The following is a 26,311-nucleotide window of genomic DNA, read 5'->3' on the forward strand; positions in this document are numbered from 1 at the left end:
CTGAGGGCCTATAGCTCAGTCGGTTAGAGCAGAGGACTCATAATCCTTTGGTCCACGGTTCGAGTCCGTGTGGGCCCACCAATTTAAAGCCGCGTCTGACGCGGCTTTGTGCTTTCTACAGCTGCCGTAACCCTGCCTCAGCTCATGCCCCTGCTAACTCACGCCGTTGCCGGGCGTTGCAGCCTTCCAGATCAACGTGGCCAGCGCACCCCAGATACAGATGGTGCCGAACCTGGCAACGGTGCATGCTGAACCTGCCCTCAACCGCGATGGCAAGGAAACGAACCGGTTCACAGGGCTCAAGAACCGCCAGCAAATAAGCGATGCCACTCAAGACCAAGGACGATCACCCACAATGGACACCTTCCACATCATCGGCAAGTTCAGAGCGGCCCACGACGCCTACTTCAAACTGTTGCTGGACACCTACCCGACCAAGGCACCGATCAACGACAGCTCCAAGCTTGGCGACCCGCAGTCCTGCACCCTGGCGACCGAAGTCCAGGCCTGCTTGGTCGTGCTAGGCCCAACGGCCCAGCAGCGCATGCTGCGCCTGGGTTTCGACCTGCTGTATCCGTTCAACAACATTGTCGACCAGTACAACTGGCGCGCCAGCATCATCGATCAAAACACCAATTTCACCACCTTCGCCTCCATCGCCATCCGCATCGACGCGGAACTTCAGCTCATCGAGAACGTCGTAAAATTCAGCCAATTCAGTGACTACCAAGGCATACCAAGCGATCTTTTCGCCGAGTCCAAGGCGCGCTACACCTCAACTGTCGATGCCCTTGAAATCAAAGCCCCAATGGCGGATGGCGACCCCAAACTTATCCGCAACGACGCTGACAGCGAGGCAGTGAACGGCCTGCAAAAGATCGAGCGGCAGACCAACATCTTCTCCAACATCGCCAACGTCGCCACCACGGTCAAAACCCTGCTGGGCATCTGATGCCTCGCGAATAGCGCCCAGGCAGGGCAAAGTGCCTTTAGGACACCCGTTCTATTTCGCCATCATTGCCTCCTTTCTAGAATTCCTCCATCGCTTCGGCACCGGGTCGGAGCCCAGTGATCGAGGGAACGTCACATGAACATCCAAGGACGCCTTGGGGCCCTGCTCGTTGCACCCATGCTGCTGGCACTCGCCGGCTGCGCGGCACCCGGGGGCTACAACCAGGGCACGCAGAACATGGCCAGCAGCAACTCGCCGTGCACGCCCAGCGCAACCGACAACCTGATCTCCACCGGGCGCAGCCTGCTCAGCATCGCCAACTCCGTGCTCGAGACCAAGCACAGCATGAACGGCACCTCCGCCACTTACGATCAGCGCATGCAACTGGCGGAGAATGCCCAGAAGGTCAATCAGGGCAACCAGATGCTCGACAACGTCGAGAGCATGACCGCCGGACTGAAGTCGCCCTGCGCCACCGCGCAGACCAGCGCCGCGCGCTGACATCGCCGCGCCCCCTCCAGGTCGGAACAGGCCGCGCTCATGCGCGGCCTTTTTCTTGGCGTTTTCCGCAAAAGCAGGCACATAGCCATATCCCTTGCTACGATACTCCGCGGTTCTGCCACCCCATTCTCCAGACGAAGGACGCGTCATGCTCAATGCCGTATTGGCCGGCAAGAAAAGAGGCACCGGCATGCACCATCAGGCGCTCGACCTCGAGCGCAGCGAGGGTGCGGAGGACGTGTTGACCGCTACCTTGTTCGAACGCCTGGCTTATCTGCCCGATGAACAGTTCTGCGCGGTGTTCCAGGCGTTGCTGGGCGAGCCCTTTGGTCCGTTGCAAGCCATCACCTTCTGGCCCTCCTGGCGCCTGCCCGAAGGCAGGCAGGTAGAACCCGACGTGCTGCTCAGCGATGGCAATCGCACGCTGCTGATCGAGGCCAAGCGCCATGACCATTACGATCAACAGTCTCCCGCGCAGTTGGCTCGCGAGCTCAGGGCTGGCTGGCATGCCGGGGCCTTGGAGGCCGATAGCATCCTGCTGACACTGGGAGGGCTCAAGGACAACTCGCAAGCTGGCCGGGCGCGGCTGCTCGAGCAGGTGCACAACGAGCTGGCCAACCGGCCACAGCAACCTTTCCGGCTGGTCTGCCGGAGCTGGCAACAGATGTTCCAGGCACTCGAGAGCGCGCTCGACAGCTCGTTCACCGGCAGCCAGCGCCTGCTGGAAGACCTTGCCAGGTGCTATGCCTGGCACAGCCTGAAAACCCACCCGGTGCAGTGGCTCAGCGCCCTGAAGCCGGTTCACATCGAAACGCCCACCGGCGCTTTCGCGGCATGGAGCCTGAAATGAGCGAATCTTTGGCAAACGCACTGATCGATGTACGCCGTGCTTACCGTCTGCTGGCTGATTACCAGCAGCGCATGTTCGAATTGCTCGCGTATCTGCGCGACAGCCTGGGCGCACAAGACTATTACCAGACCTACGTCCATTCGCTGCCACAACGGGTCGCCGGGCTGGAAAACCTCAAGACCAGCGGCCTGCGCTACCTGCCGTTCCATGACATGTCGGTGCTCTGGCTACGCACCCCGCAGAACCAACCTGAGCCATGGCACAGCCACCGCAAGGGCGACCTGATGTTCGGTGTTTGGGTGCGCAGCGATACGGGGTATGACAAACACACAGGCCAGTTCAGTGATCTTGCGGTCGAAGCGGCCACCAGTAAATTGGTGTTGTCGGTGGTGGTCTGCGATACCCCCGCCGAAGGCAACTGGTACCGAGACGCCTGGTTGACCATCGACTACCCGGAGGACGGGCAAGTCAACGATCAGAGCAAACCCGGCTATCGCTGCTTCGCCCAGGCCATTGGCCTGGAGCACTTGGCCGACAAGGCCGCGATCGATGCGGCGCTCCAGGCCTGGTGCCTGGCCGCCAGCCAGAAGCTCGATGTGCAGATCACCACGCATCCGCAGCCAGCGGCCTGAAGCGCCGCCACACCGTGTCTTGCCCTGGACCGTAGGAGCTGGCTAGGCTAGCGACCCGACTGCCGAGACCCACCATGCCAGACTCCCGCGCCATCGCCCTCGACGAAATCGATCGCAAGCTGATCGCCCTGCTGCAGATCAACGCCCGCGAAAGCGTCGCCACCCTCGCCCGCCACCTGGGCATCGCCCGCACCACGGTCAACTCGCGCCTGGCGCGGCTGGAAAAGAGCAAGGTCATCACCGGCTACGGCGTGCGCCTGGGCCAGCGCCTGCTCGGCGGCGGCTTGCAGGCCTATGTGGGGATCAAGGCGCAGCCGCGCTCGGGCAAGGACATCGTCCGCCGCCTGGGGGCGATGGGCCAGGTGCAGCAGTTGTGCGCGGTGAGCGGCGAATTCGACTACGTCGCCTGGCTGAGCAGCGACTCGCCGGAGCAACTGGACCAGTTGCTCGACCAGATCGGCAGCCTCGAGGGGGTAGAGAAGACCACCACGTCGATCATCCTCAGCAGCAAGGTGGACCGCGGGCAGCCAGGCTGACCATCCATGTCCCTGAACGACCGGGCCCGTAAGAAAAATCGCGATTAGCAGCGCCTTCGTCACTCTTTTACCAATAGCAGTCATTACGACGAAACAACCTTCATAACGACGCCACTCTGCCTCTTAATTACGAACTCCGCGCTTCATAAAATGGCCACCAGGCATTTTCTATACTCAGGCTCCGCCCCTGCGCAGCCTCCCTGGCAAGGTCATTACATGAACAAGAACAACCGCCACCCCGCCGACGGCAAGAAACCCATCACCATCTTCGGCCCGGACTTCCCCTTCGCCTTCGACGACTGGCTGGAGCACCCGGCCGGCCTGGGCAGCATCCCCAAGGAGCGGCATGGCGAGGAAGTAGCTATCGTCGGTGGCGGCATCGCCGGGTTGGTGGCGGCCTACGAACTGATGAAGCTGGGCCTCAAGCCGGTGGTGTACGAAGCCTCCAAACTCGGTGGCCGGCTGCGCTCGCAAGCCTTCAACGGCACCGACGGCATCGTCGCCGAACTCGGCGGCATGCGCTTTCCGGTGTCGTCCACGGCCTTCTACCACTATGTCGACAAGCTGGGCCTGGAGACCAAGCCCTTCCCCAACCCGCTGACGCCCGCCTCGGGCAGCACGGTCATCGACCTGGAAGGGCAAACCTACTACGCCGAGAACAAGGCCGACCTGCCGCAACTGTTCCACGAAGTTGCCGACGCCTGGGCCGACGCCCTGGAAAGCGGCGCGCAATTCGGCGATATCCAGCAGGCCATCCGCGACCGCGACGTGCCGCGCCTGAAAGACCTATGGAACAAACTGGTGCCGCTGTGGGACGACCGCACCTTCTACGACTTCGTCGCCACCTCGCGCTCGTTCGCCAAGCTCAGCTTCCAGCACCGCGAGGTGTTCGGCCAGGTGGGCTTCGGCACCGGTGGCTGGGACTCGGACTTCCCCAACTCGATGCTGGAAATCTTCCGCGTGGTGATGACCAATTGCGACGACCACCAGCACCTGGTGGTCGGCGGCGTCGAGCAGGTACCCCAGGGCATCTGGCGCCATGTACCGGAGCGTTGCGCCCACTGGCCGGCCGGCACCAGCCTCAAGACCCTGCACGGCGGCGCGCCGCGCGCCGGGGTCAAGCGTATCGCCCGGGCCGCCGATGGGCGCCTGGCGGTCACCGACAACTATGGCGACACCCGCTCTTACGCCGCGGTGCTCACCACCTGCCAGAGCTGGCTGCTGACCACCCAGATCGACTGCGAGGAATCGCTGTTCTCGCAGAAGATGTGGATGGCCCTGGACCGCACCCGCTACATGCAGTCGTCGAAGACCTTCGTCATGGTCGACCGGCCGTTCTGGAAGGACAAGGACCCGCAGACCGGCCGCGACCTGATGAGCATGACCCTCACCGACCGCCTGACCCGCGGCACCTACCTGTTCGACAACGGCGATGACAAGCCCGGGGTGATCTGCCTGTCCTACGCCTGGATGAGCGATGCCCTGAAGATGCTCCCGCACCCTACCGAGAAGCGCGTGCAGCTGGCCCTCGACGCGCTGAAGAAGATCTACCCGAAGACTGATATCGCCGGGCATATCATCGGCGACCCTATCACCATCTCGTGGGAGGCCGACCCGCACTTCCTCGGTGCCTTCAAAGGCGCGCTGCCCGGCCATTATCGCTACAACCAACGGATGTACGCGCACTTCATGCAGGCCGACATGCCGGCCGAGCAACGCGGCATCTTCATCGCCGGTGACGACGTGTCGTGGACCCCAGCCTGGGTCGAAGGCGCGGTGCAGACTTCGCTGAACGCGGTGTGGGGTATCATGAACCACTTTGGTGGCCAGACCCACCCGGACAACCCCGGCCCGGGCGACGTGTTCGACGAGATCGGGCCAATCGCCCTGGCCGACTGAGCGAAGGAGTAGCGCCATGCGCATCGCCCTGTACCAGGGCACGCCCCAGCCCCTGGACGTGCCCGGCAATCTCGAGCGCCTGCAACGCCAGGCCCAGCTGGCCGCCGGACGCGGCGCCCAGTTGCTGGTGTGCCCGGAGATGTTCCTCAGCGGCTACAACATCGGCCTGGACCAGGTGGAACGCCTGGCCGAGGCCGAGGACGGCCCCTCGGCGATGAGTGTGGTCGAGATTGCCCAGGCGCATCGAATCGCCATCGTCTATGGCTACCCCGAGAGGGGCGAGGATGGCGCGATCTACAACAGCGTGCAGTTGATCGACGCCCATGGCCGCAGCCTGTGCAACTACCGCAAGACCCACCTGTTCGGTGAGCTCGACCGCTCGATGTTCAGCCCGGGCGCCGATCACTTCCCGGTGGTCGAGCTGGACGGCTGGAAGGTCGGTCTGCTGATCTGCTACGACATCGAGTTCCCGGAGAACGCCCGGCGCCTGGCCTTGGCCGGCGCCGAACTGATCCTGGTGCCGACGGCGAACATGACCCCCTACGACTTCGTTTGCCAGGTGACCGTGCGCTCACGGGCGCAGGAGAACCAGTGCTACCTGGTGTATGCCAACTACCGCGGCAGCGAGGGCGAGATCCAGTATTGCGGCCAGAGCAGCATCGTCGGCCCGGACGGCAGCCTGCTGGCGATGGCCGGGCGCGAAGAGTGCCAGTTGCTGGCGGACCTGGAGCACGAGCGGGTAGTCGAGGGGCGCCTGGCGTTCCCCTACCTGGCGGACCTGCGCCGGGATCTGCATTAACAGCCATCCCTTGCAGGGTGTTGATAATTGGCGCTGGGCCAAACCAGACAACCTCGGCATTGCGCGCTAGCATGGCGCTATGTCCGACGCCATCCGCCACCTCACCCTCGCCAACGGCCTGCACCTGACCCTGCGCCACGCGCCACGCCTCAAACGGGCGGCGGCGGCGCTGCGAGTGCATGCCGGCAGCCACGACGCACCGACGCGCTGGCCGGGCCTGGCGCACTTTCTCGAGCACCTGTTCTTCCTGGGTACCGAGCGTTTCCCACTGGACGACGGCCTGATGCGCTACGTGCAGGGCCTGGGCGGCCAGGTCAATGCCAGCACCCGCGAACGCACCACCGATTTCTTCTTCGAAGTGCCCCCTGCAGCGCTGGCCGGTGGGTTGGAGCGCCTGTGCCAGATGCTCGCCGAACCCGACCTGAGCCCTGAGCGCCAGCAGCCCGAGCGCGAGGTGATCCACGCCGAGTTCATCGCCTGGACGCGCAACCCCGAGGCCCAACAGCAGTTCGCCTTGCTCCAGTCGGTTGCCGCCAATCATCCGCTCAGGGCCTTCCACGCCGGTAACCGCTACAGCCTGCCGCTAAGGGATGCGGCGTTCCAACAGGCGCTGCAACAGTTTCACCGGCGCTTCTATCAAGGCAACCGGATCACCCTGAGCCTGGCAGGCCCTCAACCGCTGGAAGCACTGGAAGCATTGGCCAGACGCCTGGGCGCGCAGTTCGCCGCGGGCACCTCGGCAGATCGCCCCACGCCACCCCGGTTGCGCGACGGCCCACTGCGCTCGCCCAGCACGCAGGACCTGCTGTTTGCCCACGAGCACCTCCCGGCACAAGCCGAGCAAGCCCTTGAGCTGCTGCTGGACCTGCTCAGCGATAGCCGCCCAGGTGGCTGGCTGGCCGAACTGCGCCAGCGAGGCTGGCTGCACAACTGCAAGGCGCAGCGCCTGTACAGCCATGCCGGCCAGCTGCTGTGGCACGTGCGGCTGCAACTGACGGCCCAGGCCGATGCCACACAAGCCCAACAGCTGTTGCACAGCTGGCTCGGTTTCGTTCGCCAGCAGGGTGGACAGCGGCTGAACGTCGCCTTCGGGCAATTGCAACAACGCCGTGAGCAGGCGGCCAGCGCGCTGGAGCTGGCCCGCCGCGACAGTGCCGGCCAGCCCTACCAAGCACTCGCCCGACAAGGCCTGGCCGCCCTGGATGCACTACTAGCCGATCTCCCGCAGGGCTGCGCCGGCCCCTGGCATCTGCCACCGGCCGAACCACTGCTGGCGACAACGCCACCGGCCCGAAACGCCGCCTTGCCGCCGGGCCTGACGGTCAGCGATGCGCTGCCCGCCTCGCGCCAGTTCGCCACGCTCTACCTGCGCTGGCACCTGCCCTCGGCGGCGCGCGTACTGCCCGTGCTCGAGCGCGCCCTGCAAACGCTCCGTGAGCGTGCCGAACGCGCCGCAGTGCAACTGGACCTGGAAGCCACTGGCGCCTACCTGCAACTGCGTGTCGGCGGCTATCCGTTGGCGGTGGTGAGCGCGGCGGCAGAGGCGCTCGAGCAAATCAGCACGCCAGCCCGCGAACACTGGCAGGCCACGGCAGCCAGCGAACCGGCGCTGATCCCTATCCGCGCCTTGCTCAAGGCCCTGCCGAACATCCTTGACCCGGCAGCAGCCCAAGGCCACTCCGCCGGCGATCTCGCCTCGCCCTGGCAGCAGGCCCGCTGGCAAGGCCTGGCCATCGGCTTCGACCAAGCCAGCCGCGACGCCCTCGGCGCGGCCGTGCAGGCCATCCCTGGGCAGCCTGGCGAGCCGCCAGCCAGGCGCCACTTCACTGGGCGCCACTGGCATCAGGTGCACACCCCTGGCAGCGAGCCGGCCCTGTTACTGTTCTGCCCGCTGCCAGACACCCTGCAAGCCAGCGGCCGCCTGCTCGCGCACCTGTTGCAAGGGCCGGTTTACCAGCGCTTGCGGGTCGAACTGCAACTGGGTTATGCGGTGTTCAGCGCCTTTCGCCAGGTTGCCGGGCACGGCGGGCTGCTATTCGGCGTACAATCGCCGAAGGCCGGCCAGGCCGAGGTGCTTGGCCACCTGACCACGCTGCTGCAGGAGGGCGTGCAACTGGCCGCCGACAGCCGCCAACAACTGGCCGAGCAGTTCAGCGAAGCGGCCATGGCCAATGCCGAAGTCGCGCACTGGGCCTGGCAGGCACATATGGCGACACAAAATCCGCGGCTGGCTTGCATGCGCCAGTCTATCCTGACTGTCGAACAGCGCGATCTGGAGGCGCTACTGCAGCAGTTACTGGCAGCCGAACATGGCTGGCTATGCTTGGCCAACGCCGCCGCCCCAGAGGCTCATTGGCACTGAGCGCGGCGCGGATTGTTACCAAGCCTGCAAGGGCGCATTTCGAATAATTAACCTTTCGGTACAAATTTTTCTTGTAAGATAGCGCAATCTCAGCCAATGGAACCTCTGCCCCCAGACGGTACCCAATGATGAGCTGACCCCAAAACCCATCCGGAAGGAGCAAGCCCATGTGGACCAAACCTGCATACACTGACCTGCGTATCGGCTTCGAAGTGACCATGTACTTCGCCAACCGCTAAGCGGCAGCGCGACCAGACGCCTCGGCCCGCCGGGGCGTCGTCGTTTTCGAATCACCGTTTCCTGCTTCAGAGGGCGCCCATGTACATCCAGATTCTCGGCTCGGCCGCTGGCGGCGGTTTCCCCCAGTGGAACTGCAACTGCGTCAACTGCAAGGGCTACCGCGACGGCACCCTGCGCGCCACGGCGCGTACCCAGTCGTCCATCGCCCTGTCCGACGACGGCGAGCACTGGATTCTGTGCAATGCCTCGCCGGACATCCGCGCCCAGCTTCAGGCCTTCGCGCCGATGCAGCCGGCCCGTGCCCTGCGTGACACCGGTATCGATGCCATCGTCCTGCTCGACAGCCAGATCGACCACACCACCGGCCTGCTCAGCCTGCGCGAAGGCTGCCCGCACCAGGTGTGGTGCACCGACATGGTCCACCAGGACCTGACCACCGGTTTCCCGCTGTTCAACATGCTCAGCCACTGGAACGGCGGGCTGGTGTGGAACCGCATCGACCTCGACACCAGCTTCGTCATCGGCGCCTGCCCGAACCTGCGTTTCACCCCCTTCCCGCTGCGCAGCGCCGCGCCGCCCTACTCACCGCACCGTTTCGACCCGCACCCCGGCGACAACCTCGGGCTGCTGGTGGAGGACACCCGCACCGGCGGCAAGCTGTTCTACGCGCCGGGCCTGGGCCAGGTCGACACCAAGCTGCTGGAGATGATGCACGGCGCCGATTGCCTGCTGGTCGACGGCACCCTGTGGGAGGATGATGAGATGCAGCGCCGCGGTGTCGGCACCCGCAGCGGACGCGAGATGGGCCACCTGGCGCAGAACGGCGCGGGCGGCATGCTCGAGGTGCTGGACGGCTTCCCACGCCAGCGCAAGGTGCTTATCCATATCAACAACACCAATCCGATCCTCGACGAAGACTCGCCAGAACGTGCCGAAGTACAGCGCCGCGGCGTGGAAGTCGCCTTCGATGGCATGAGTATCGAGCTGTAAGGAGGCCCTGTGAGCGACGCAACGCCGATGTCCCCTGCCGAGTTCGAGCAGGCCCTGCGCGCCAAGGGCGCCTACTATCACATCCATCACCCCTACCACGTGGCGATGTATGAAGGCCGTGCCAGCCGCGAGCAGATCCAGGGCTGGGTGGCCAACCGCTTCTACTACCAGGTGAACATCCCGATGAAGGATGCGGCGATCCTGGCCAACTGCCCGGACCGCGAAATCCGCCGCGAGTGGATCCAGCGCCTGCTCGACCACGATGGCGCACCCGGCGAGGACGGCGGCATCGAGGCCTGGTTGCGCCTCGGTCAGGCCGTGGGCCTGGACCCAGACCAACTGCGCAGCCAGGAGCTGGTGCTGCCCGGGGTGCGCTTTGCCGTGGACGCCTACGTCAACTTCGCCCGTCGCGCCAGCTGGCAGGAGGCCGCCAGCAGCTCGCTGACCGAGCTGTTCGCCCCGCAGATCCACCAATCGCGCCTGGACAGCTGGCCGCAGCACTATCCGTGGATCGACCCGGCCGGCTATGAATACTTCCGTACCCGCCTGGGCCAGGCCCGGCGTGATGTGGAACACGGCCTGGCGATCACCCTGCAGCACTACACCACCCGCCAAGGGCAGGAGCGCATGCTGGAGATCCTGCAATTCAAGCTGGATATCCTGTGGAGCATGCTCGATGCCATGAGCATGGCCTATGAACTGAACCGCCCGCCGTACCACAGCGTCACCGCCGAGCGGGTCTGGCACAAGGGGATCGCCCTATGAGTTTCGACCGTCAACAGGTGCCCGCCTGGCGCCCAGGCTACCGTTTCCAATACGAGCCGGCACAGAAGGGCCATGTGCTGCTGTACCCCGAGGGCATGATCAAGCTCAACGACAGCGCCGGGCTGATCGGCGGCCTGGTCGATGGCCAGCGCTCGGTGGCGGCGATCATCGCCGAGCTTGAACAGCAATTCCCCGGTGTGCCCGAAGTCGCCGACGACATCGAGCAATTCATGGAGGTGGCCCGTGCCGAACATTGGATCACCCTCGCCTGAGGTGCCGGTCGGCCTGCCGCTGTGGCTGTTGGCCGAGCTGACCTACCGCTGCCCGCTGCAGTGCCCGTACTGCTCCAACCCCCTGGACTTCGCCGCGCAAGGCCAGGAACTGAGCACCGAGCAGTGGTTCAAGGTAATGGCCGAAGCCCGCGAGATGGGCGCCGCGCAGATTGGTTTTTCCGGCGGCGAACCGCTGGTGCGCCAGGACCTCGCCGAATTGATCGGCGAGGCCCGGCGCCTGGGCTACTACACCAACCTGATCACCTCCGGCATCGGCCTGACCGAGCAGAAGATCGCCGCGTTCAAGCAGGCCGGGCTGGACCATATCCAGATCAGCTTCCAGGCCAGCGACGAGCAGGTGAACAACCTGCTGGCCGGCTCGAAGAAGGCCTTCGCGCAGAAGCTGGAGATGGCCCGGGCGGTAAAGGCCCACGGCTACCCGATGGTGCTCAACTTCGTCACCCATCGGCACAACATCGACAAGATCGACCGCATCATCGAGCTGTGCATCGCCCTGGAGGCCGATTTCGTCGAGCTGGCCACCTGCCAGTTCTACGGCTGGGCGCACCTCAACCGCCTAGGCCTGCTGCCGACCCGCGCCCAGCTGGAACGGGCCGAACGCATCACCAATGAGTACCGCGACAAACTCAAGGCCGAAGGCAGCCCATGCAAGCTGATCTTCGTTACCCCCGACTACTACGAAGAGCGCCCCAAGGCCTGCATGAACGGCTGGGGCAGCCTGTTCCTGACCATCACCCCGGACGGCACCGCCCTGCCCTGCCATGGCGCGCGCCAACTGCCGGTGCAGTTCCCCAATGTGCGCGAGCACGACCTGCGCCACATCTGGTACGACTCGTTCGGCTTCAACCGCTTCCGCGGCTATGACTGGATGCCCGAGCCGTGCCGCTCGTGCGACGAGAAGGAAAAGGACTTCGGCGGCTGCCGCTGCCAGGCTTTCATGCTCACCGGCGACGCCAGCAAGGCCGACCCGGTGTGCGCCAAGTCACCCGACCACGGCATCATCCTCAAGGCCCGCGAGGACGCCGAACACGCGACGCTGGAGATCGAACAGATGACCTTCCGCAACCAACGCAACTCCCATGTCATTGCCCGTGGCTGAGTTCAGCGCCGCCCAGGCGGTGGCCGCAGGCACCGACTTCGCCGAACTCAAGGTCGGCGCGCTGGGCCTGTTCTGGAACGAGTTCCGCCCCGCCGATGGCGCCTGCCGGATCTGGCAGTGGCGCGAGCAACAGGCCCACTGCCTGACCCCCGACGGCTTCAGTGTGCGCAGCCGGGTCTATGAATATGGCGGTGGCAGCTTCTGCCTGGCCGAGCACGGCCTGGTGTTCGTCAACGAGCACGACCAGCAGGTCTACACCCAGGCGCTGGATGGTTCGGCGCCGCGCGCCCTCACCCATGACCAGGCCTGTCGCTATGGCGACGTGCATTGGCACGCCGGGCAGGTACTGGCGGTGGAGGAAAGCCATGGCGAGCAGGTGGTCCATCGGCTGGTCAGCCTGGCCGCAGGCAGCCGTGAAGTCCTCGCTGAAGGCGCCGACTTCTATGCCACGCCGACCCTGAGCGACAACGGCCAGCGCCTGGCCTGGATCGAATGGGATCGCCCCGCGCAGCCATGGACCCACACCCGCCTGATGTGCCGCGAGCGCGGCCCGGCTGGCGATTGGGGGCCGGCACGCTGCATCGCCGGACAGGACGAGTCGCTGCAGCAACCGCGCTTCGATACCGCAGGACGCCTGTACTGCCTGTCGGACCACGACGGTTTCTGGCAGCCCTGGGGTGAAGTCGACGAACGCTGGCAAGCCTTGCCCGCCACCAACGCCGACCATGCCGCCGCACCCTGGCAACTGGGCCCCTGCACCTGGCTGGCGCTGGGCCCTGCCAGCTACCTGGCCAGCTGGTTCGAAGAAGGCTTCGGACAACTGGGGCTACGCACGGACAGCGGTGAAGTGCAGCGCTACGCCAGCGCCTACAGCCGCTTTCGCAGCCTGGCCCTGGATGCCGACTCCCTCTATGCCATCGCCGCCTCGCCCATCAGCCCGCCGGCAGTCATCGCCATCGACCGGCGCAGCCACGAGGTACGGGTGCTGGCGGGCGGGGCCGAGGTGTTGCCCGCCGAACACATCAGCCAGCCACAGCCAATTCGCTATGCCAGCGGCGATGGCATGGCCCACGGGTTCTTCTACCCGGCGATGACCAGCAACGGCCCCGCGCCGCTGGTGGTGTTCATCCATGGCGGGCCGACCTCGGCCTGCTACCCGGTGCTCGACCCGCGTATCCAGTACTGGGCCCAGCGCGGCTTCGCCGTCGCCGACCTCAACTACCGGGGCAGCAGCGGCTATGGCCGTGCCTATCGCCAGGCCCTGCACTTGCGCTGGGGCGAAAGCGATGTGCAGGATGCTTGCGCGGTGGTGGCATACCTGGCCGAACAGGGGCTGGTCGACCCTCGCCAGGCGTTCATTCGCGGTGGCAGCGCGGGCGGCTACACCACCCTCTGCGCGCTGGCCTTCCACAAGGTGTTCCGCGGCGGCGCCAGCCTATATGGCGTCAGCGACCCCGTGGCGCTGGGGCAGTCCACCCACAAGTTCGAAGGGGATTACCTGGACTGGCTGATCGGCGACCCCGTGAAGGATGCCGAACGCTACCGCCAGCGCACGCCGCTGCTGCATGCCGGGCAAATCCAGGTACCGGTGATCTTCTTCCAGGGTGAACTGGACGCGGTAGTCGTGCCAGCGCAGACCCGCTCGATGCTCGAGGCCTTGCAGGCCAACGGCATTGCCGCCGAGGGGCATTTCTACCCAGGCGAGCGACATGGCTTTCGCCAGGCGGCGAATCTGGCCCATGCGCTCGAAGAGGAATGGAAGTTCTATTGCCGGGTCTTGGCCACAGAGCCTCTGTAGGCGCCACGGTGCATGGCACCGGCTGCGCCGGTGTTCGCCGGCAAGGCCGGCTCCTACGAGGTTTGCGGTATGCCTCGCCCCTGAGGGTCTTCAGCGCTTGGCGATGATATACACCGCATGCACGATCCCGGGGATATACCCCAACAATGTCAGCAGGATGTTCAACCAGAATGCCCCGCCAAAGCCAACCTGAAGGAACACGCCCAGCGGCGGCAGGATGATGGCGATGATGATGCGAATGAAATCCATGCGATGCGCTCCTTGAGGGTGTCTCATCACAGACTAGCCTCGCTTCGCAGAGGTTCCCTGCGCATATTGCCCACGCCGTGCAACAGGCAAAAAAAACGCCCCGAGCCAAATATTTCAGGCCAGGGGCGATGCGCAGAAACGCGAGACGGTTCGTTGAAATTCTGTGGGCCGCTCAGGCCGGCATCTCCCGGCGGCTGTGTTGCTGGGCATGCAGTCGGGCAAAGGCGCGGGCCAGGCGCAGGAGCATCTCGTCGATGTTGCCCTGGCTCACGGTCAGCGCCGGCGAAAAGCGCACCACGTCGGCCTGTGGGGCATTGAGCAACAGCCCTTCATGCAAGGCGGCCTCGACCAGTTCGGCGGCCACGCCTTCACGCATCTGCAAGGCCCAGAGCAGCCCCTGTCCGCGCACCTCACCCTGGCCATAGCGACCCGCCAGGCGGCTCAGGCCATCGCGCAGGTGCCGGCCCCTATCCATCACCTGGTCGAAGAAGCCCGGCTCCAGCACCGTGCTCAGCACCGCCAGCCCGGCCGCGCTCATCAGCGCATTGCCATGGTGGCTGCCCGCCAGCTCGCCAGGCTCGGCGCAGCAGGCGCTACCCCGCGCCAGCAGCGCTGCCAGGGGCACGCCGCCACCCAGGCCCTTGCCCAGGGTGACGATGTCGGCGCGCACGCCGTAGGTCTGCTCGGCCAGCAAGGCGCCGCAACGTCCGATCCCGGTCTGCACCTCGTCGAGGATCAGCAGGATGCCCAGCTCCCGGCACAGCCGCTCGACGCCCTTGAGGTAGTCGGCGCTGGCCGGGATCACCCCGGCTTCGCCCTGGATCGGCTCGAGCATGATCGCCACGGTGCGCGAGTCGACCGCGGCATGCAGCGCCGCCAGGTCGTTGAACGGCACCTTGCTAAAGCCCGGCAGGCCCGGCTCGCAGCGGTTGCACGGTAGCGGGTCGGAGGCCGACAACGCCCCCAGGCTACGGCCATGGCAGCCCTGGCTGGCGGTGATGATGTGATAGGCGCCATTGCGGTGCAGTTGCCCCCATTTGCGCGCCAGCTTGATCGCCCCTTCGCAGGCCTCGGCACCGCTGTTGAGCAGGTAGGCCTGGTCGCTGCCGGTGCTCTGGCACAGTTGCTCGACCAGGCTCAACAGCGCGCGGCTGTGATAGCCAGCGCCAGGGTTGATCAACGCCTGGGCCTGGTTGCCCAGCGCCTTGACCAGCGCGCTCGGGCTGTGGCCCAGGCTGTTGACCGCACAGCCCTGGGTAAAGTCCAGGTAGGCGTGCCCTTCGTTGTCCCACAACCACGAGCCCTGGCCACGCACGAACATCTGCGCCGCGCGCTCGGCGCTGGGCATCAGCCGCTCGCGGCTGGGCTGCGCGGTGGCCGGCGCCAGCGCCGGGGCACGCTTGGGCTCGGCCACGGCAGGTGCCGAGCGGCGCAGGTTGAACAGGTTCATCGAGGCTCCAGCCAATCACGGTGTCAGGCGGCCAAGGCCCCGGTCGAACGCCGGAGGGTATATTTTGCCTTGCCTATCAAAAGTGTTTTTCATCCAAGGTAACAATCGCCTGTATAAGCGCTGTAACCCGCTGGAATACGGCGATAGACTAGGCCCCAAGCCGATGTCCGGCCATTTCGTTTTTCCAGCTTTTTCGATAAGTAATAGTTATGGATTTTCGCCAACTGCGTTACTTCGTCGCGGTCTACGAGGAAGGCCATGTCGGCCGCGCCGCCGAGCGCCTGTCGCTGTCCCAGCCGGCCCTGTCGCAACAGATCCGTCAGCTGGAGCACAGCCTCGACCTGAACCTGTTCGAGCGCAGCAACAAGCGCCTGTTGCCAACCCTTGCCGCCCACACCCTGTACAACCACGCCGGCCCCCTGCTCGAAGGTTTGCAGCGGGCCCACGAGGCCATGCGCAACTTCAAGGGACAGTCGCTACGCACCCTGGCCATCGGCGTGCTGCAAACCGTCCGCCCCAGCCTGGTGCCGCAACTGCTGGAACGGGTGCGCAAGGCCCAACCGCATCTTGTGGTACAGATCTACGAGCTGTCAGGTTCAGAAATCGAGCGGCGTCTGCTCAACGGCAGCCTGGACATCGGCATCAGCTACCTGCCACCGCGCCAACCGGGGCTGCACGGCCTGCTGCTGTACGAAGACGAACTGCAATTGGTGATCCCCAAGACTCACCCGCTGAAGGACTTCAAGAAGGTCTCGATCCGCCAGGCGGCGGAGCTGCCGCTGCTGATGCTCGGCGAGGAGTTCCAGATCCGCCAGATCTGGAAGGCGCAACTGGCCAACCAAGGCCGCCGGCCGCAGGTGCAGGCCGAGATGAACAACATGGCGGGGATCCTCGACAGCCTGGCGCATACCGCCCTGGCCACCATCCTGCCGGGCCGCGCCAAGGATGCCGCCCAGGATGACCAGGAACTGCTGTGGAAGCCATTGAGCGAACCGCGGGTGCCCTTGAAGGTCGGCCTGGTGTTCCGCGACGCGCAGCGCCAGCAGGCCTCGGTGGAGCTGTTGCGCGCCTTGCTCGAGGAAGAGACAGATACCCGGCCCCTGGGTGTATCGCCGCTTGATGTGCTCGGCTGACAAATCACGCGCACAAAGAAAACCCCGCCGAAGCGGGGTTTCCCAGACTGTTTCCCTTTGACATCCCTATCACCCCGCCTCCCTGGCAGGAAATCCTTTCGTGTCCCTGTTCTGTCCATTGCGCTTCCTGCGCTACGTCCATGTGACAAAGAGTAACCGTGGATCCAATCTTAGGAAAGAGGCGAAAAGTCACCACGCGATGTAAGACAAAGCTTACAAAATAGGTGTATTCGCAAACAGGATTGCCCTAACGAAAAAAGCCGCTCCCGCCGACGGATCGCAATCCTCGGCAAGAGCGGCCTGGGCCGCGCGGGGCTGTCAGCCAGCCCGCAGTTGGCTTAGAACTGCGCCGCGTCCAGCAAGTAGAGCGACTCGCTGCCAGCTTTCACCGAAGCGACCAGCGAATGTACCCGTGGCAGCAGGCGGGCGAAGTAGAAGCGTGCCGTGCCCAGCTTGGCACCGTAGAACTCGACATCGCCCTCGCCCGCCTTGGCGGTGCGGGCCATCAGCGCCCACATGTAGGCGTAGGCGACATAGCCGAATGCGTGCAGGTACTCGACCGAAGCCGCGCCAATCTCGTTGGGGTTGCCCTTGGCCTGGTCCAGCAGCCAGGCGGTCAGCTCATCGAGCTGGTCGAGGGAGGCCGCCAGCGGCTTGCTGAACTCGCCAAGGTCAGCAGCGCTGGTGGCGATGAACTCGCGGATCTCGTCGGCGAACAGCTTGTAGTAGGCGCCACCACTGGCCACCACCTTGCGCCCGACCAGGTCCAGTGCCTGGATACCGTTGGTGCCTTCGTAGATCTGGGTGATGCGCACATCGCGCACCAGCTGCTCCTGGCCCCACTCGCGGATGTAGCCATGGCCGCCGAACACCTGCTGGCCATGCACCGTGCACTCCAGGCCCAGGTCGGTGAGGAAGGCCTTGGCCACCGGGGTCAGCAGCGCCACCAGCTCTTCGCTGCGCTTGCGGGTCGCAGCGTCTTCGCTGTACTTGGCGCTGTCGAGCTGCATCGCCACATAGGTGGAGAACGCCCGGCCGCCTTCAGTCAGCGCCTTCATGGTCAGCAGCATGCGCCGCACGTCCGGGTGGACGATGATCGGGTCGGCCACCTTGTCCTTGGCCTGCGGGCCGGTCGGGGCGCGGCTTTGCAGACGGTCGCGGGCGTACTCCACGGCATTCTGGTAGGAACGCTCGGCCGAAGCCAGGCCCTGGATGCCGACACCCAGGCGCTCGTAGTTCATCATGGTGAACATGGCCGCCAGGCCCTTGTTCGGCTCGCCGACGATATAGCCGAGCGCTTCGTCGAAGTTCATCACGCAGGTGGCCGAACCCTGGATGCCCATCTTGTGCTCGATCGAGCCGCAAGTGGCCGGGTTGCGCGCGCCAAGGCTGCCATCTTCGTTGACCAGGAACTTGGGTACCAGGAACAGCGAGATGCCTTTCGGGCCTGCCGGGGCGTCCGGCAGCTTGGCCAGCACCAGGTGGATGATGTTCTCGGTGAGGTCGTGCTCGCCGCCGGTAATGAAAATCTTGGTGCCACTGACCTTGTAGCTGCCATCAGCCTGGGGCTCGGCCTTGGTGCGGATGATGCCCAGGTCGGTACCGGCGTGGGGCTCGGTGAGGCACATGGAACCGGCCCAAACACCGGAGTACATGTTCGGCAGGTACTTTTCCTTGAGCGCTTCACTGGCGTGGGCGTTGATCGACAAGCAGGCGCCGGCGGTCAGCATCGGATACAGGCCGAAAGCCAGGCTCGAGGCGTTGACCATTTCCTCGACCTGGGCCGAGACGACCTTGGGCATGCCCATGCCACCGAAGAGCGGATCTCCGCCAACGCCGACCCAGCCCCCTTGGGCATAAGTGTTGTATGCCTCGATGAAGCCCTGCGGGGTGCGCACCGAGCCGTTGTCCCAATGGCAGCCTTCCTCGTCGGCGGCGCGGCTCAGCGGGGCGATGGACTTGCCAGTGACCTTGCCGGCCTCTTCCAGTACTGCCATCGCCGTGTCGGCGTCGACCACCTCCGCCAACCCCGGCAGTTGCGACCAGAGTGTGGCCACGTCGAAGACTTCATTGAGGACGAAGCGCATATCGCGCAGGGGCGCTTTATATTCAGCCATGACAACCTCTCGCTATCGGGGTCGGGGCGGCCCATCGAGGGCCGCGGCACTGGGATGACCCGCAGTGTAACCGAACAACTTTTACGAGACATAGGGTCATCATGCGACTGAATAGTCAGGCATGGTCACACCCGAATTCACGCCATGCGCACGGCCCCACGCCGCGATTGCTGGCCGAAGGTCATCACGCAGTTACGCCCGGCGCCCTTGGCGCTGTACAAAGCCTGGTCGGCGGACTTGAGCACTTCGTCGGGGTTGCGGTGCTCGACCTGGCGCTCGGCGACGCCAATGCTGATGGTCACCGATACCGTGGTATTGGCGCCCCCCCCGCGACGCTGCCGGCCGGTGGAGTCGTCCAGGGGCCGGCTGTTCTGGTCGCGTAGCTGGATCGCGTAGTTGGCGATCATCTCCCGCACCGACTCCAGGTGCGGCAAGCATTCCTCGGCAGTCTTGCCGGCGAACACCAAGGCGAACTCCTCGCCGCCGTAGCGGTAGGCGCGGCCACCACCGGTGACCTTGGACAGGCGGCTGGCGACCAGGCGCAACACCTGGTCGCCGACATCGTGACCATGGGTGTCGTTGAATTTCTTGAAATGGTCGACGTCGGTCATGGCGATCACGTAGTTGCGCCCCAGGCGCTGCATGCGCTCGTTCAACGCCCGGCGCCCCGGCAACCCGGTCAGCTCATCGCGGAACGCCATCTGGTAGGCCTCGTGGGACACCGCCGCGGCGATCATCAGCATCACCTGGCTGCACATGATGTTCAGGGTGAACGGCAGGATGAAGGTCTTGGGCAGCATCCAGAAGATGCCGATCAGGCCGATGATCTGCGCCGCGTGCAAGGGCCGCGGCTCGCGCAGGTATTGCACAACCAGCAGGATGAACACCGCCAGGAACAACGGGTAAGCCAACTGGATCAGGCTCATCCACTGGCCATGCAGCGCCGGCCAGCGGATCTCGGCCAGCCAGGTCAGCAGCGCCTCGGGAAAACTCTGCTCCAGCGCCACCGCGACACTGCTCACGGCGAACAGCACGGCGAAGCGCGCCAGCAGGTCCTGGGCCAGGTGGGTGCGTTCCTGCCAGGCACCGTACAGCCCATACAAGGCCGGCAACAGCAGGCAGACCAGGTGGAAAATCACCGCGGCGTCCTCGCGCACGCGGCCATTGTCCCGGTAGAAATCGGTCTGGGTGTCGAGCAGGAAATAGGCGATGTACACCGTGACCATCAGGAACAGTTCGCGCTGGCGGCGGTATACGGCGCAGTAGGCGCCCCCGAGCAACAGCACCAAGGTTGGCAGAACGTTGAACAGCGATGTGAAGAAGACACTGAGGTCCCTCACATAGGCTGCCGCAAGCCCTGCCAGCAACAGAATCAGCGAAGGCAGGAAGTGGCTCGCGCGTACAGCGGATAAACGAAACAAGGGTAATCTCCGACCCGGCAGATCAATAATGGCATTGTGCCCTACTGCATCGGCAGTGCACATGAATAGATGAATACAGATGCCCGTTTTAACGGCAGATCAGGGGTGAAGCTTGAGACTTTCTCGTTACTGGATGCGACACCCAGTAGGACTCTTCCTGTTTACGCAATTCCTGTAGGGGCGGCCTCGTGTCGCGAAAGGGCTGCAAAGCAGCCCCGGCGATCGTTGCATCAACGCTGAAATCCTGGGGCTGCTGCGCAGCCCTTTCGCGACGCAAGGCCGCTCCTACAGGGGCACGCGTGAAAGTCCGGGCAAAAAAAAACCGCCTGCCGGTTAGGGCAGGCGGTTTTTTGTATAACCGCTAGGGCTTAGCAGGACAGACCGAAGTCTTCTTCCTTCATCGCCATCAGGTTGTCGGCGCCCGACAGGATCGCCGCCACGTGGCTGCGGGTACGCGGCAGGATGCGCTGGAAGTAGAAGCGCGCAGTCTGCAGCTTGGCGGTATAGAAGGCCTCTTCGCTGGTGCCAGCGGCCAGTTTTTCGGCGGCCAGGCGGGCGATGTCAGCCCAGAAGTAGGCCAGGCACGCATAGCCGGAGTACATCAGGTAGTCCACCGACGCAGCGCCGACTTCCTCGCGGTCCTTCATCGCCGCCATGCCGATCTTCATGGTCAGCTCGCCCCACTCCTTGTTGATCGCGGCCAGCGGCTCGACGAACTCCTTGGTGGCAGCGTTGCCTTCCTGCCCCTGGCAGAACTTGTGGACGATCTTGGTGAAGCCCTTGAGCGCCTCGCCCTGGGTCATCAGCACCTTGCGCCCGAGCAGGTCGAGCGCCTGGATGCCGGTGGTGCCTTCGTACAGCATGGAAATACGGCTGTCGCGTACGTTCTGCTCCATGCCCCATTCGGCGATGAAGCCGTGGCCGCCGTAGATCTGCACACCGTGGTTGGCAGACTCGAAACCGACTTCGGTCATGAATGCCTTGGCAATCGGGGTCAGGAAGGCCAGCAGCGCGTCGGCCTTCTTGCGCTCTTCCTCGTCCTGGCTGTACTTGACGATGTCCACCTGCTTGGCGGTGAAGTAGACCATGGCGCGGTTGCCTTCGGCGAACGCCTTCATGGTCAGCAGCATGCGGCGCACGTCCGGGTGGACGATGATCGGGTCAGCGGCTTTTTCCGGTGCTTTCGGGCCGGTCAGCGAGCGCATTTGCAGACGGTCACGGGCGTACTTCAGGCCGCCCTGGAACGCCACTTCGGCATGGGCCAGGCCTTGCAGCGCGGTACCCAGGCGAGCGGTGTTCATGAAGGTGAACATGCAGTTCAGGCCCTTGTTGGCCGGGCCGATCAGGTAGCCGGTGGCGCTGTCGAAGTTCATCACGCAGGTGGCGTTGCCGTGGATGCCCATCTTGTGCTCGAGCGAGCCGCAGCTCACGCCGTTGCGCTCGCCCGCGCCGCCTTCGGCGTTGGGCAGGAACTTCGGCACGATGAACAGCGAGATACCCTTGGTGCCGGCCGGCGCATCGGGCAGGCGGGCCAGGACGATGTGGACGATGTTATCGGCCATGTCGTGTTCGCCGGCCGAGATGAAGATCTTGGTGCCGGACACTTTGTAGCTGCCGTCGGCCTGAGGTTCTGCCTTGGTGCGCAGCATGCCCAGGTCGGTGCCGCAGTGCGGCTCGGTCAGGCACATGGTGCCGGTCCATTCGCCGGACACCAGCTTGGTCAGGTAGGTCTCCTGTTGCTCGGGGGTGCCGTGCTCGGAGATGGTGTTCATCGCGCCATGGGACAAGCCTGGGTACATGCCCCACGACCAGTTCGACTCGCCGACCATTTCGCTCAGGGCCAGGCCCAGCGACTCCGGCAGGCCCTGGCCGCCGTGCTCGACGTCATGGGCCAGGCTCGGCCAGCCGCCTTCGACGAACTGCTCGTAAGCTTCCTTGAAGCCGGTCGGGGTCTTCACGCCCGACTCGCTCCAGGTGCAGCCTTCGAGGTCGCCGACGCGGTTCAACGGGGCCAGCACCTGCTCACAGAATTTCGCGCCTTCTTCCAGGATCGCGTCGACCATGTCCGGCGTGGCGTCCTGGCAGCCCGGCAGGCTCTGATAGTGCGCCTCATAGCCGAGCAGCTCGTCGCGGACGAAGCGGATATCACGCAAGGGGGCTTTGTAATCAGGCATTGCGATGAACCTCTGTGATGAGTTCGTTGGGGAGACCGCGGATACCGACCAGCTCTTGGCGGCTTTCGGTCAAACAGTTGTTTGAAACTTACGTTTAGGTGGCCTCGCTGTCAAGGAGGGCTAGCGGTGGCATTTATGCCGCCGAACATGACATTTACGCCAAGCACCCTCAAACGCATCGCGGGGCAGGCCTGCTCCCACGAATGGAAGCGGGCTTGCCCCGCGATGTGTGCCGGAAAGGTCGGTGGATCAGGCGTAGGTGTCGATGAAACGACCGAGCATTTCGTCCGAGGCCTTGGCGACTTTGGCGCCCAGTTCGACTTCGTGCTTGCCCAGGGCCAACTGCACGGTACTGGTGGCCAAGTCCAACTGCTGGCTGCGGTCGACGCCACGCAGGCGTTCGGCCTGGTAGTCGGTGGACTGCCCGCTGGTGCCCCGCTCGACGGCACCGCTGGCGATCTGCTGGGCGGCCTGGTCGACACGGTTCTGGCCGTTCTGGATGGCACCCAGGCCCGCGTAGTAGGCGGAGCTCGCATTGATTTCCATGTCAGGACTCCATGACGCTGGATGATGAACAGGCCTTATTAAAGCAGCAGAACGGAAAAAAGGCCCGTTGAAATCCCTAATAGCCTTGTGCCAGCCGATAGGCAGAGACCTAATCCAATAGGTCCAAGTGCAAATGCTCGGCCACAGCTGCCGCGCCCGCCACTTTCAACCAGGGTACATGCCCCAAGCATGGCGCGGGCAGCCGCTCGGCCAGGCTCGACAGGTTCTCCTCCAGGCGCGATGTACGCGGATCGACGATGTTTGCCACCCAACCGGCCAGTTGCAGGCCGTCGCGCTTGATGGCCTCGGCGCTGAGCAAGGCGTGGTTGATGCATCCCAATCGCACCCCTACCACCAGGATTACCGGTAGTTTCAGGGCAATGGCCAGGTCCGACAAGTTGGCATGGTCGGACAACGGCACTCGCCAGCCGCCGGCCCCTTCGATCAAGGTGAAGTCAGCGTGCTGCGCCAGCACCTGCTGCATCGCATCACGCAGCACCGGCACGCTCAACACCACCCCCGCCTCGCGCGCCGCCACATGTGGAGCGATGGCCGGCTCGAAAGCGAAAGGGTTCACCGCTTCATAGGGCAGTTTGACCGAGCTTTCATCGATCAACGCCAGGGCATCGCTGTTGCGCAACCCTCTAGGCGTCACCATGCACCCGGATGCCACCGGCTTGGCCGCCAGCGTGCTCAGCCCCGACTGCATGGCAGCATGCAGCAGGCCGGCGGCGATGGTGGTCTTGCCGACATCGGTGTCGGTGCCGGCAATGAAATAGGCCTGGCTCATGTCACTGCTCCCCGGCCAGCGGTTTGCGCAAGACGCCATACACCACCTGATAGGTGGCAGGCAGCCCCTGAGGCTGGCGGAACTGTTCATAGGCCTGCAACAGGCCCTGCATCCGCGCACGTCCGGTCAACCCCGATGGGCGCCCCGGATTGAGGTTGTGCGCACCCAGTGCCTTGAGCTCGTGGGTCAGGCTGCGCACGTCGGGGTAATGCAGTACATGGGGACGTCGCTCCAGGTCGATCAGCTCCAGGCCGCCGTCCCCGCATAGACGCTGGTAATCCTCGAAACGCCGGAAGCGATTGACATGCACCATGCCATCGACGGCTTGCCAGCTGGCACGCAACTCATCAAGAGTGCCCACGCACAAGCTGCTGAATGCCAGCACCCCGCCTGGGCGCAGCACCCGCCGTGCCTCACCCAGCACGCTGGCGAACTGGCCGCACCACTGCACCGCCAGGCTGCTGAACAGCAGATCGACACTGCCATCGCGCAACGGCAGACGCTCGGCGTCACCTGCCACATGGTGCCGGGCGCCGCCGTGCTCACGGGCATGGCGCAACATGCCCTCGGCGATGTCCACCGCCACACCATCGGCATCGTTGAAGCGCTCGGCCAGGACCCGGCTGAAATGGCCGGTGCCACTGCCCATGTCCAGCCAGCGCACAGGGGCCAGACCCGCGGGCAGTTTCTCCAGCAGCGCCATGCCTACGGCGCGCTGCAGGGCCGCGACACTGTCGTAGCTGGCTGCGGCGCGGGAGAACGAAGCCGCCACCTGGCGTTTGTCCGGCAAGGCACCGGGCAAGGTGGGCTGGGAAAGATCAGTCATCGCCACTCTCATGCAGGAAACTCTTGATGCCCGCCGCCAGCTCCTGCGGGTACTCCAGCAGGAAGGCGTGGGAACTGTCTTCGACCAGGCCGACTTCCACGTCGGGCAACAGGTCGCTGAGGGCCTTGGCCGCTTCCACCGGCACCAGCGCGTCACTGCCGGCGAACAGGTGCAGCTGCGGACCGCCGTATTGCTCCAGGGCGATGCGGGTGTCCAGCTTGGCCAGAACTTCAAGCCCACTGGCCAGGTACAACGGGTCGGTGTCCGGCACGCCGACGCCGAGTTGGCGCAGCAAGGTGCGCGGCTGCAGCGCACCGTCGCTGCATAAAGTACGAAAGCGCTTGAGGGTCACCTGGGTATGGCTGCGGCAGCCGTCAAGGAAGGTGCCGAAGGTGTCCGGCGCCATGCCATGCGGCCAATCTGGCCGTGCAACGAAACTGGGGTTGCTCGCCAGGGTGAGCAAGCCGCAGCAATGATCGCCGCGCTTGTGCGCCAGGGCGCTGGCGAGCATGCCGCCCAGTGACCAGCCACCCAGCCAGACATCGTTGGGCAGTTTGCGGTCGAGGTGCGCGACCCAAGCCTGCGGATCACTCTCGGCCAGCTCCGGTAGCGGCATCAGCTCGACCTGCAGGCGCGAGTCCTGGGCCCGCAAGCTGGCGGCCAGCGGCTCCAGTGAGGCGGTGCCCAGCCCCCAGCCGGGCAGAAGGATCATTCGGTTACGCATCGGCGGACTCCAACTGTGGATAACACTCGGCCAATGCATTCAACAATAGCTGCACCTGAGCCGCGCTGTGGGCCGCGCTCAGGGTTACCCGCAGACGCGCGCTGCCAGTGGGCACGGTCGGCGGACGGATCGCGGTGACCAGCAACCCGCGCTCGCGCAACATGCGCGACAACGCCATGGCCCGGCCGGCATCGCCGATCAAAATCGGCTGGATCGCCGTGTGGCTGTCCATCAGAGTCAGGCCGATCTGTCCGGCGCCCTCGCGGAACTGGCGGACCAACGCAGCCAGGTGCTCACGTCGCCAGCTTTCGCGGCGCAACAAGGCCAGGGCCTTGAGCGTGGCACAGGCCAGGGCCGGAGGTTGGCTGGTGGTATAGATGTAAGGCCGGGCAAACTGCACCAACGCCTCGATCAGCTCTTCGCTACCGGCGACGAAGGCGCCTGAAGTACCACAGGCCTTGCCGAGCGTGCCAATCAGCACCGGTACATCTTCCAGACCCAGGCCGTGGTGCTCGACCAGGCCACCGCCGTTGGCGCCAAGCGTGCCCAAGCCATGGGCGTCGTCGACCATCAGCCAGGCGCCGCGCGCGCGCGCCACCTCGGCCAGGGCCGGCAGCTCGGCGCAATCGCCATCCATGCTGAACACGCCATCGGTGACTACCAGGGTGTTGCCGGTGGCCTTGTCCAGGCGGCTGGCCAGGCTGGCCGGGTCGTTGTGCAGGTAGCGGCTGAAACGCGCGCCACTAAGCAACCCGCCGTCGAGCAAGGAGGCATGGTTGAGACGGTCTTGCAGCACCGTGTCGCCCTGCCCGACCAACGCGGTGATGGCACCGAGGTTGGCCATGTAGCCAGTGGAAAACAACAACGCCCGTGGCCGTCCGGTCAGTTCGGCCAGCGCCTCTTCCACCTGGTGGTGCGGCGTGCTGTGGCCGATCACCAGGTGCGAGGCGCCACCGCCGACACCCCAGCGCTCGGCGCCGTCGCGCCAGGCCTTGATCACCTCGGGGTGATTGGCCAGGCCCAGGTAGTCGTTGCTGCAGAAGGCAAGCAGCGGCTGGCCGTCGACCACCACCTCGGGCCGCTGCGGGCTTTCCAGCAGCGGTCGCTGGCGATACAGGTCGGCGGCGCGCCGTTCGGCCAGCCGCGCGGCGAGGTCGAAGGCCAT

General features: G+C 64.9%; 25 protein-coding genes and 1 tRNA gene. 16 read left to right on the plus strand and 10 right to left on the minus strand.

Annotated elements, in window-relative coordinates; translation table 11 throughout:
• Window positions 1-4 precede the first annotated feature (4 nt).
• The 15 genes from E3U47_RS04545 to E3U47_RS04615 all read left to right on the plus strand — a co-directional run bounded on the left by E3U47_RS04545 (window position 5) and on the right by E3U47_RS04615 (window position 13,716).
• Window positions 5-81 (plus strand) — tRNA-Ile (locus tag E3U47_RS04545).
• 115 nt (window positions 82-196) lie between these two features.
• Entirely contained in the window at window positions 197-952 is a 756-nt protein-coding gene (locus tag E3U47_RS04550) for a hypothetical protein (RefSeq protein ID WP_134689820.1), read from the plus strand.
• A 135-nt stretch (window positions 953-1,087) separates the two neighbouring features.
• On the plus strand, window positions 1,088-1,453 hold the full coding sequence (locus tag E3U47_RS04555) for a hypothetical protein (RefSeq protein WP_134689821.1): 366 nt from the start codon (window positions 1,088-1,090) through the stop codon (window positions 1,451-1,453).
• Between the two features lie 148 nt (window positions 1,454-1,601).
• Entirely contained in the window at window positions 1,602-2,303 is a 702-nt protein-coding gene (locus tag E3U47_RS04560) for an F-box domain-containing protein (RefSeq protein WP_134689822.1), read from the plus strand.
• Complete coding sequence (locus tag E3U47_RS04565) at window positions 2,300-2,935, plus strand: hypothetical protein (RefSeq protein ID WP_167659435.1); 636 nt, start codon at window positions 2,300-2,302, stop codon at window positions 2,933-2,935. Before E3U47_RS04560 ends, E3U47_RS04565 begins: the two co-directional genes overlap by 4 nt.
• A gap of 74 nt (window positions 2,936-3,009) precedes the next feature.
• Window positions 3,010-3,471 carry an Lrp/AsnC family transcriptional regulator gene (locus E3U47_RS04570; RefSeq protein ID WP_134689823.1) on the plus strand — a complete coding sequence of 154 codons (462 nt, stop codon included), beginning with the start codon at window positions 3,010-3,012 and terminating at the stop codon, window positions 3,469-3,471.
• A gap of 216 nt (window positions 3,472-3,687) precedes the next feature.
• Window positions 3,688-5,370 carry an NAD(P)/FAD-dependent oxidoreductase gene (locus E3U47_RS04575; protein ID WP_134689824.1) on the plus strand — a complete coding sequence of 561 codons (1,683 nt, stop codon included), beginning with the start codon at window positions 3,688-3,690 and terminating at the stop codon, window positions 5,368-5,370.
• A 16-nt stretch (window positions 5,371-5,386) separates the two neighbouring features.
• Complete coding sequence (locus E3U47_RS04580) at window positions 5,387-6,169, plus strand: carbon-nitrogen hydrolase family protein (RefSeq protein ID WP_134689825.1); 783 nt, start codon at window positions 5,387-5,389, stop codon at window positions 6,167-6,169.
• Between the two features lie 79 nt (window positions 6,170-6,248).
• Window positions 6,249-8,531: a pyrroloquinoline quinone biosynthesis protein PqqF gene (gene pqqF, locus E3U47_RS04585; protein ID WP_134689826.1), complete on the plus strand. Its 2,283-nt coding sequence runs from the start codon at window positions 6,249-6,251 to the stop codon at window positions 8,529-8,531.
• Between the two features lie 167 nt (window positions 8,532-8,698).
• The gene (gene pqqA, locus E3U47_RS04590) at window positions 8,699-8,770 is read left to right on the plus strand and encodes a pyrroloquinoline quinone precursor peptide PqqA (RefSeq protein WP_003243383.1); all 72 of its coding nucleotides are present in this window, start codon (window positions 8,699-8,701) and stop codon (window positions 8,768-8,770) included.
• A 79-nt stretch (window positions 8,771-8,849) separates the two neighbouring features.
• The gene (gene pqqB, locus E3U47_RS04595) at window positions 8,850-9,761 is read left to right on the plus strand and encodes a pyrroloquinoline quinone biosynthesis protein PqqB (protein WP_134689827.1); all 912 of its coding nucleotides are present in this window, start codon (window positions 8,850-8,852) and stop codon (window positions 9,759-9,761) included.
• Window positions 9,762-9,788: 27 nt separating this feature from the next.
• On the plus strand, window positions 9,789-10,526 hold the full coding sequence (gene pqqC / locus E3U47_RS04600; RefSeq protein WP_177414198.1) for a pyrroloquinoline-quinone synthase PqqC: 738 nt from the start codon (window positions 9,789-9,791) through the stop codon (window positions 10,524-10,526).
• Window positions 10,523-10,798, plus strand: coding sequence for a pyrroloquinoline quinone biosynthesis peptide chaperone PqqD (gene pqqD, locus E3U47_RS04605; RefSeq protein ID WP_134689829.1), 276 nt, complete (start codon window positions 10,523-10,525; stop codon window positions 10,796-10,798). Before pqqC ends, pqqD begins: the two co-directional genes overlap by 4 nt.
• Window positions 10,770-11,918 carry a pyrroloquinoline quinone biosynthesis protein PqqE gene (gene pqqE / locus E3U47_RS04610; RefSeq protein WP_134689830.1) on the plus strand — a complete coding sequence of 383 codons (1,149 nt, stop codon included), beginning with the start codon at window positions 10,770-10,772 and terminating at the stop codon, window positions 11,916-11,918. Before pqqD ends, pqqE begins: the two co-directional genes overlap by 29 nt.
• A complete protein-coding gene (locus tag E3U47_RS04615) occupies window positions 11,899-13,716 on the plus strand; it encodes a S9 family peptidase (protein WP_134689831.1) in 1,818 nt (605 codons plus the stop codon). The genes pqqE and E3U47_RS04615 overlap by 20 nt, the downstream gene beginning before the upstream one ends.
• Window positions 13,717-13,806: 90 nt before the next feature.
• Here E3U47_RS04615 and E3U47_RS04620 read toward each other — a convergent pair whose 3' ends face one another.
• Both E3U47_RS04620 and E3U47_RS04625 read right to left on the minus strand, forming a co-directional pair.
• Complete coding sequence (locus E3U47_RS04620; RefSeq protein ID WP_009681539.1) at window positions 13,807-13,965, minus strand: YqaE/Pmp3 family membrane protein; 159 nt, start codon at window positions 13,963-13,965, stop codon at window positions 13,807-13,809.
• Window positions 13,966-14,137: 172 nt separating this feature from the next.
• Window positions 14,138-15,415, minus strand: coding sequence for an aspartate aminotransferase family protein (locus E3U47_RS04625; protein WP_134689832.1), 1,278 nt, complete (start codon window positions 15,413-15,415; stop codon window positions 14,138-14,140).
• Window positions 15,416-15,624: 209 nt separating this feature from the next.
• Between E3U47_RS04625 and E3U47_RS04630 the strand changes: the two genes are divergently transcribed.
• Window positions 15,625-16,548: a LysR family transcriptional regulator gene (locus E3U47_RS04630; RefSeq protein ID WP_134689833.1), complete on the plus strand. Its 924-nt coding sequence runs from the start codon at window positions 15,625-15,627 to the stop codon at window positions 16,546-16,548.
• A 338-nt stretch (window positions 16,549-16,886) separates the two neighbouring features.
• Here the strand turns inward: E3U47_RS04630 and E3U47_RS04635 are convergent, their stop codons facing one another.
• The 8 genes from E3U47_RS04635 to bioF all read right to left on the minus strand — a co-directional run bounded on the left by E3U47_RS04635 (window position 16,887) and on the right by bioF (window position 26,311).
• Window positions 16,887-18,665, minus strand: a complete 1,779-nt coding sequence (locus E3U47_RS04635; RefSeq protein WP_134689834.1) for an acyl-CoA dehydrogenase C-terminal domain-containing protein — start codon at window positions 18,663-18,665, stop codon at window positions 16,887-16,889.
• 137 nt (window positions 18,666-18,802) lie between these two features.
• Window positions 18,803-20,086, minus strand: a complete 1,284-nt coding sequence (locus E3U47_RS04640; RefSeq protein WP_134689835.1) for a diguanylate cyclase — start codon at window positions 20,084-20,086, stop codon at window positions 18,803-18,805.
• A 368-nt stretch (window positions 20,087-20,454) separates the two neighbouring features.
• Window positions 20,455-22,260, minus strand: coding sequence for a phenylacyl-CoA dehydrogenase (locus tag E3U47_RS04645; RefSeq protein WP_134689836.1), 1,806 nt, complete (start codon window positions 22,258-22,260; stop codon window positions 20,455-20,457).
• Window positions 22,261-22,509: 249 nt separating this feature from the next.
• Window positions 22,510-22,806, minus strand: coding sequence for a pyrroloquinoline quinone biosynthesis protein PqqE (locus E3U47_RS04650; RefSeq protein WP_134689837.1), 297 nt, complete (start codon window positions 22,804-22,806; stop codon window positions 22,510-22,512).
• 109 nt (window positions 22,807-22,915) lie between these two features.
• Window positions 22,916-23,596, minus strand: a complete 681-nt coding sequence (gene bioD / locus E3U47_RS04655) for a dethiobiotin synthase (RefSeq protein WP_134689838.1) — start codon at window positions 23,594-23,596, stop codon at window positions 22,916-22,918.
• Between the two features lies 1 nt (window position 23,597).
• Window positions 23,598-24,422 (minus strand): malonyl-ACP O-methyltransferase BioC, encoded by an 825-nt coding sequence (gene bioC / locus E3U47_RS04660; protein WP_134689839.1) that lies wholly within the window; start codon window positions 24,420-24,422, stop codon window positions 23,598-23,600.
• Window positions 24,415-25,146, minus strand: coding sequence for an alpha/beta fold hydrolase (locus E3U47_RS04665; RefSeq protein ID WP_134689840.1), 732 nt, complete (start codon window positions 25,144-25,146; stop codon window positions 24,415-24,417). Before E3U47_RS04665 ends, bioC begins: the two co-directional genes overlap by 8 nt.
• On the minus strand, window positions 25,139-26,311 hold the full coding sequence (gene bioF, locus E3U47_RS04670; protein WP_134689841.1) for an 8-amino-7-oxononanoate synthase: 1,173 nt from the start codon (window positions 26,309-26,311) through the stop codon (window positions 25,139-25,141). Before bioF ends, E3U47_RS04665 begins: the two co-directional genes overlap by 8 nt.

The organism is Pseudomonas sp. RIT623, assembly GCF_004519305.1.
Classification (GTDB): Bacteria; Pseudomonadota; Gammaproteobacteria; order Pseudomonadales; family Pseudomonadaceae; genus Aquipseudomonas.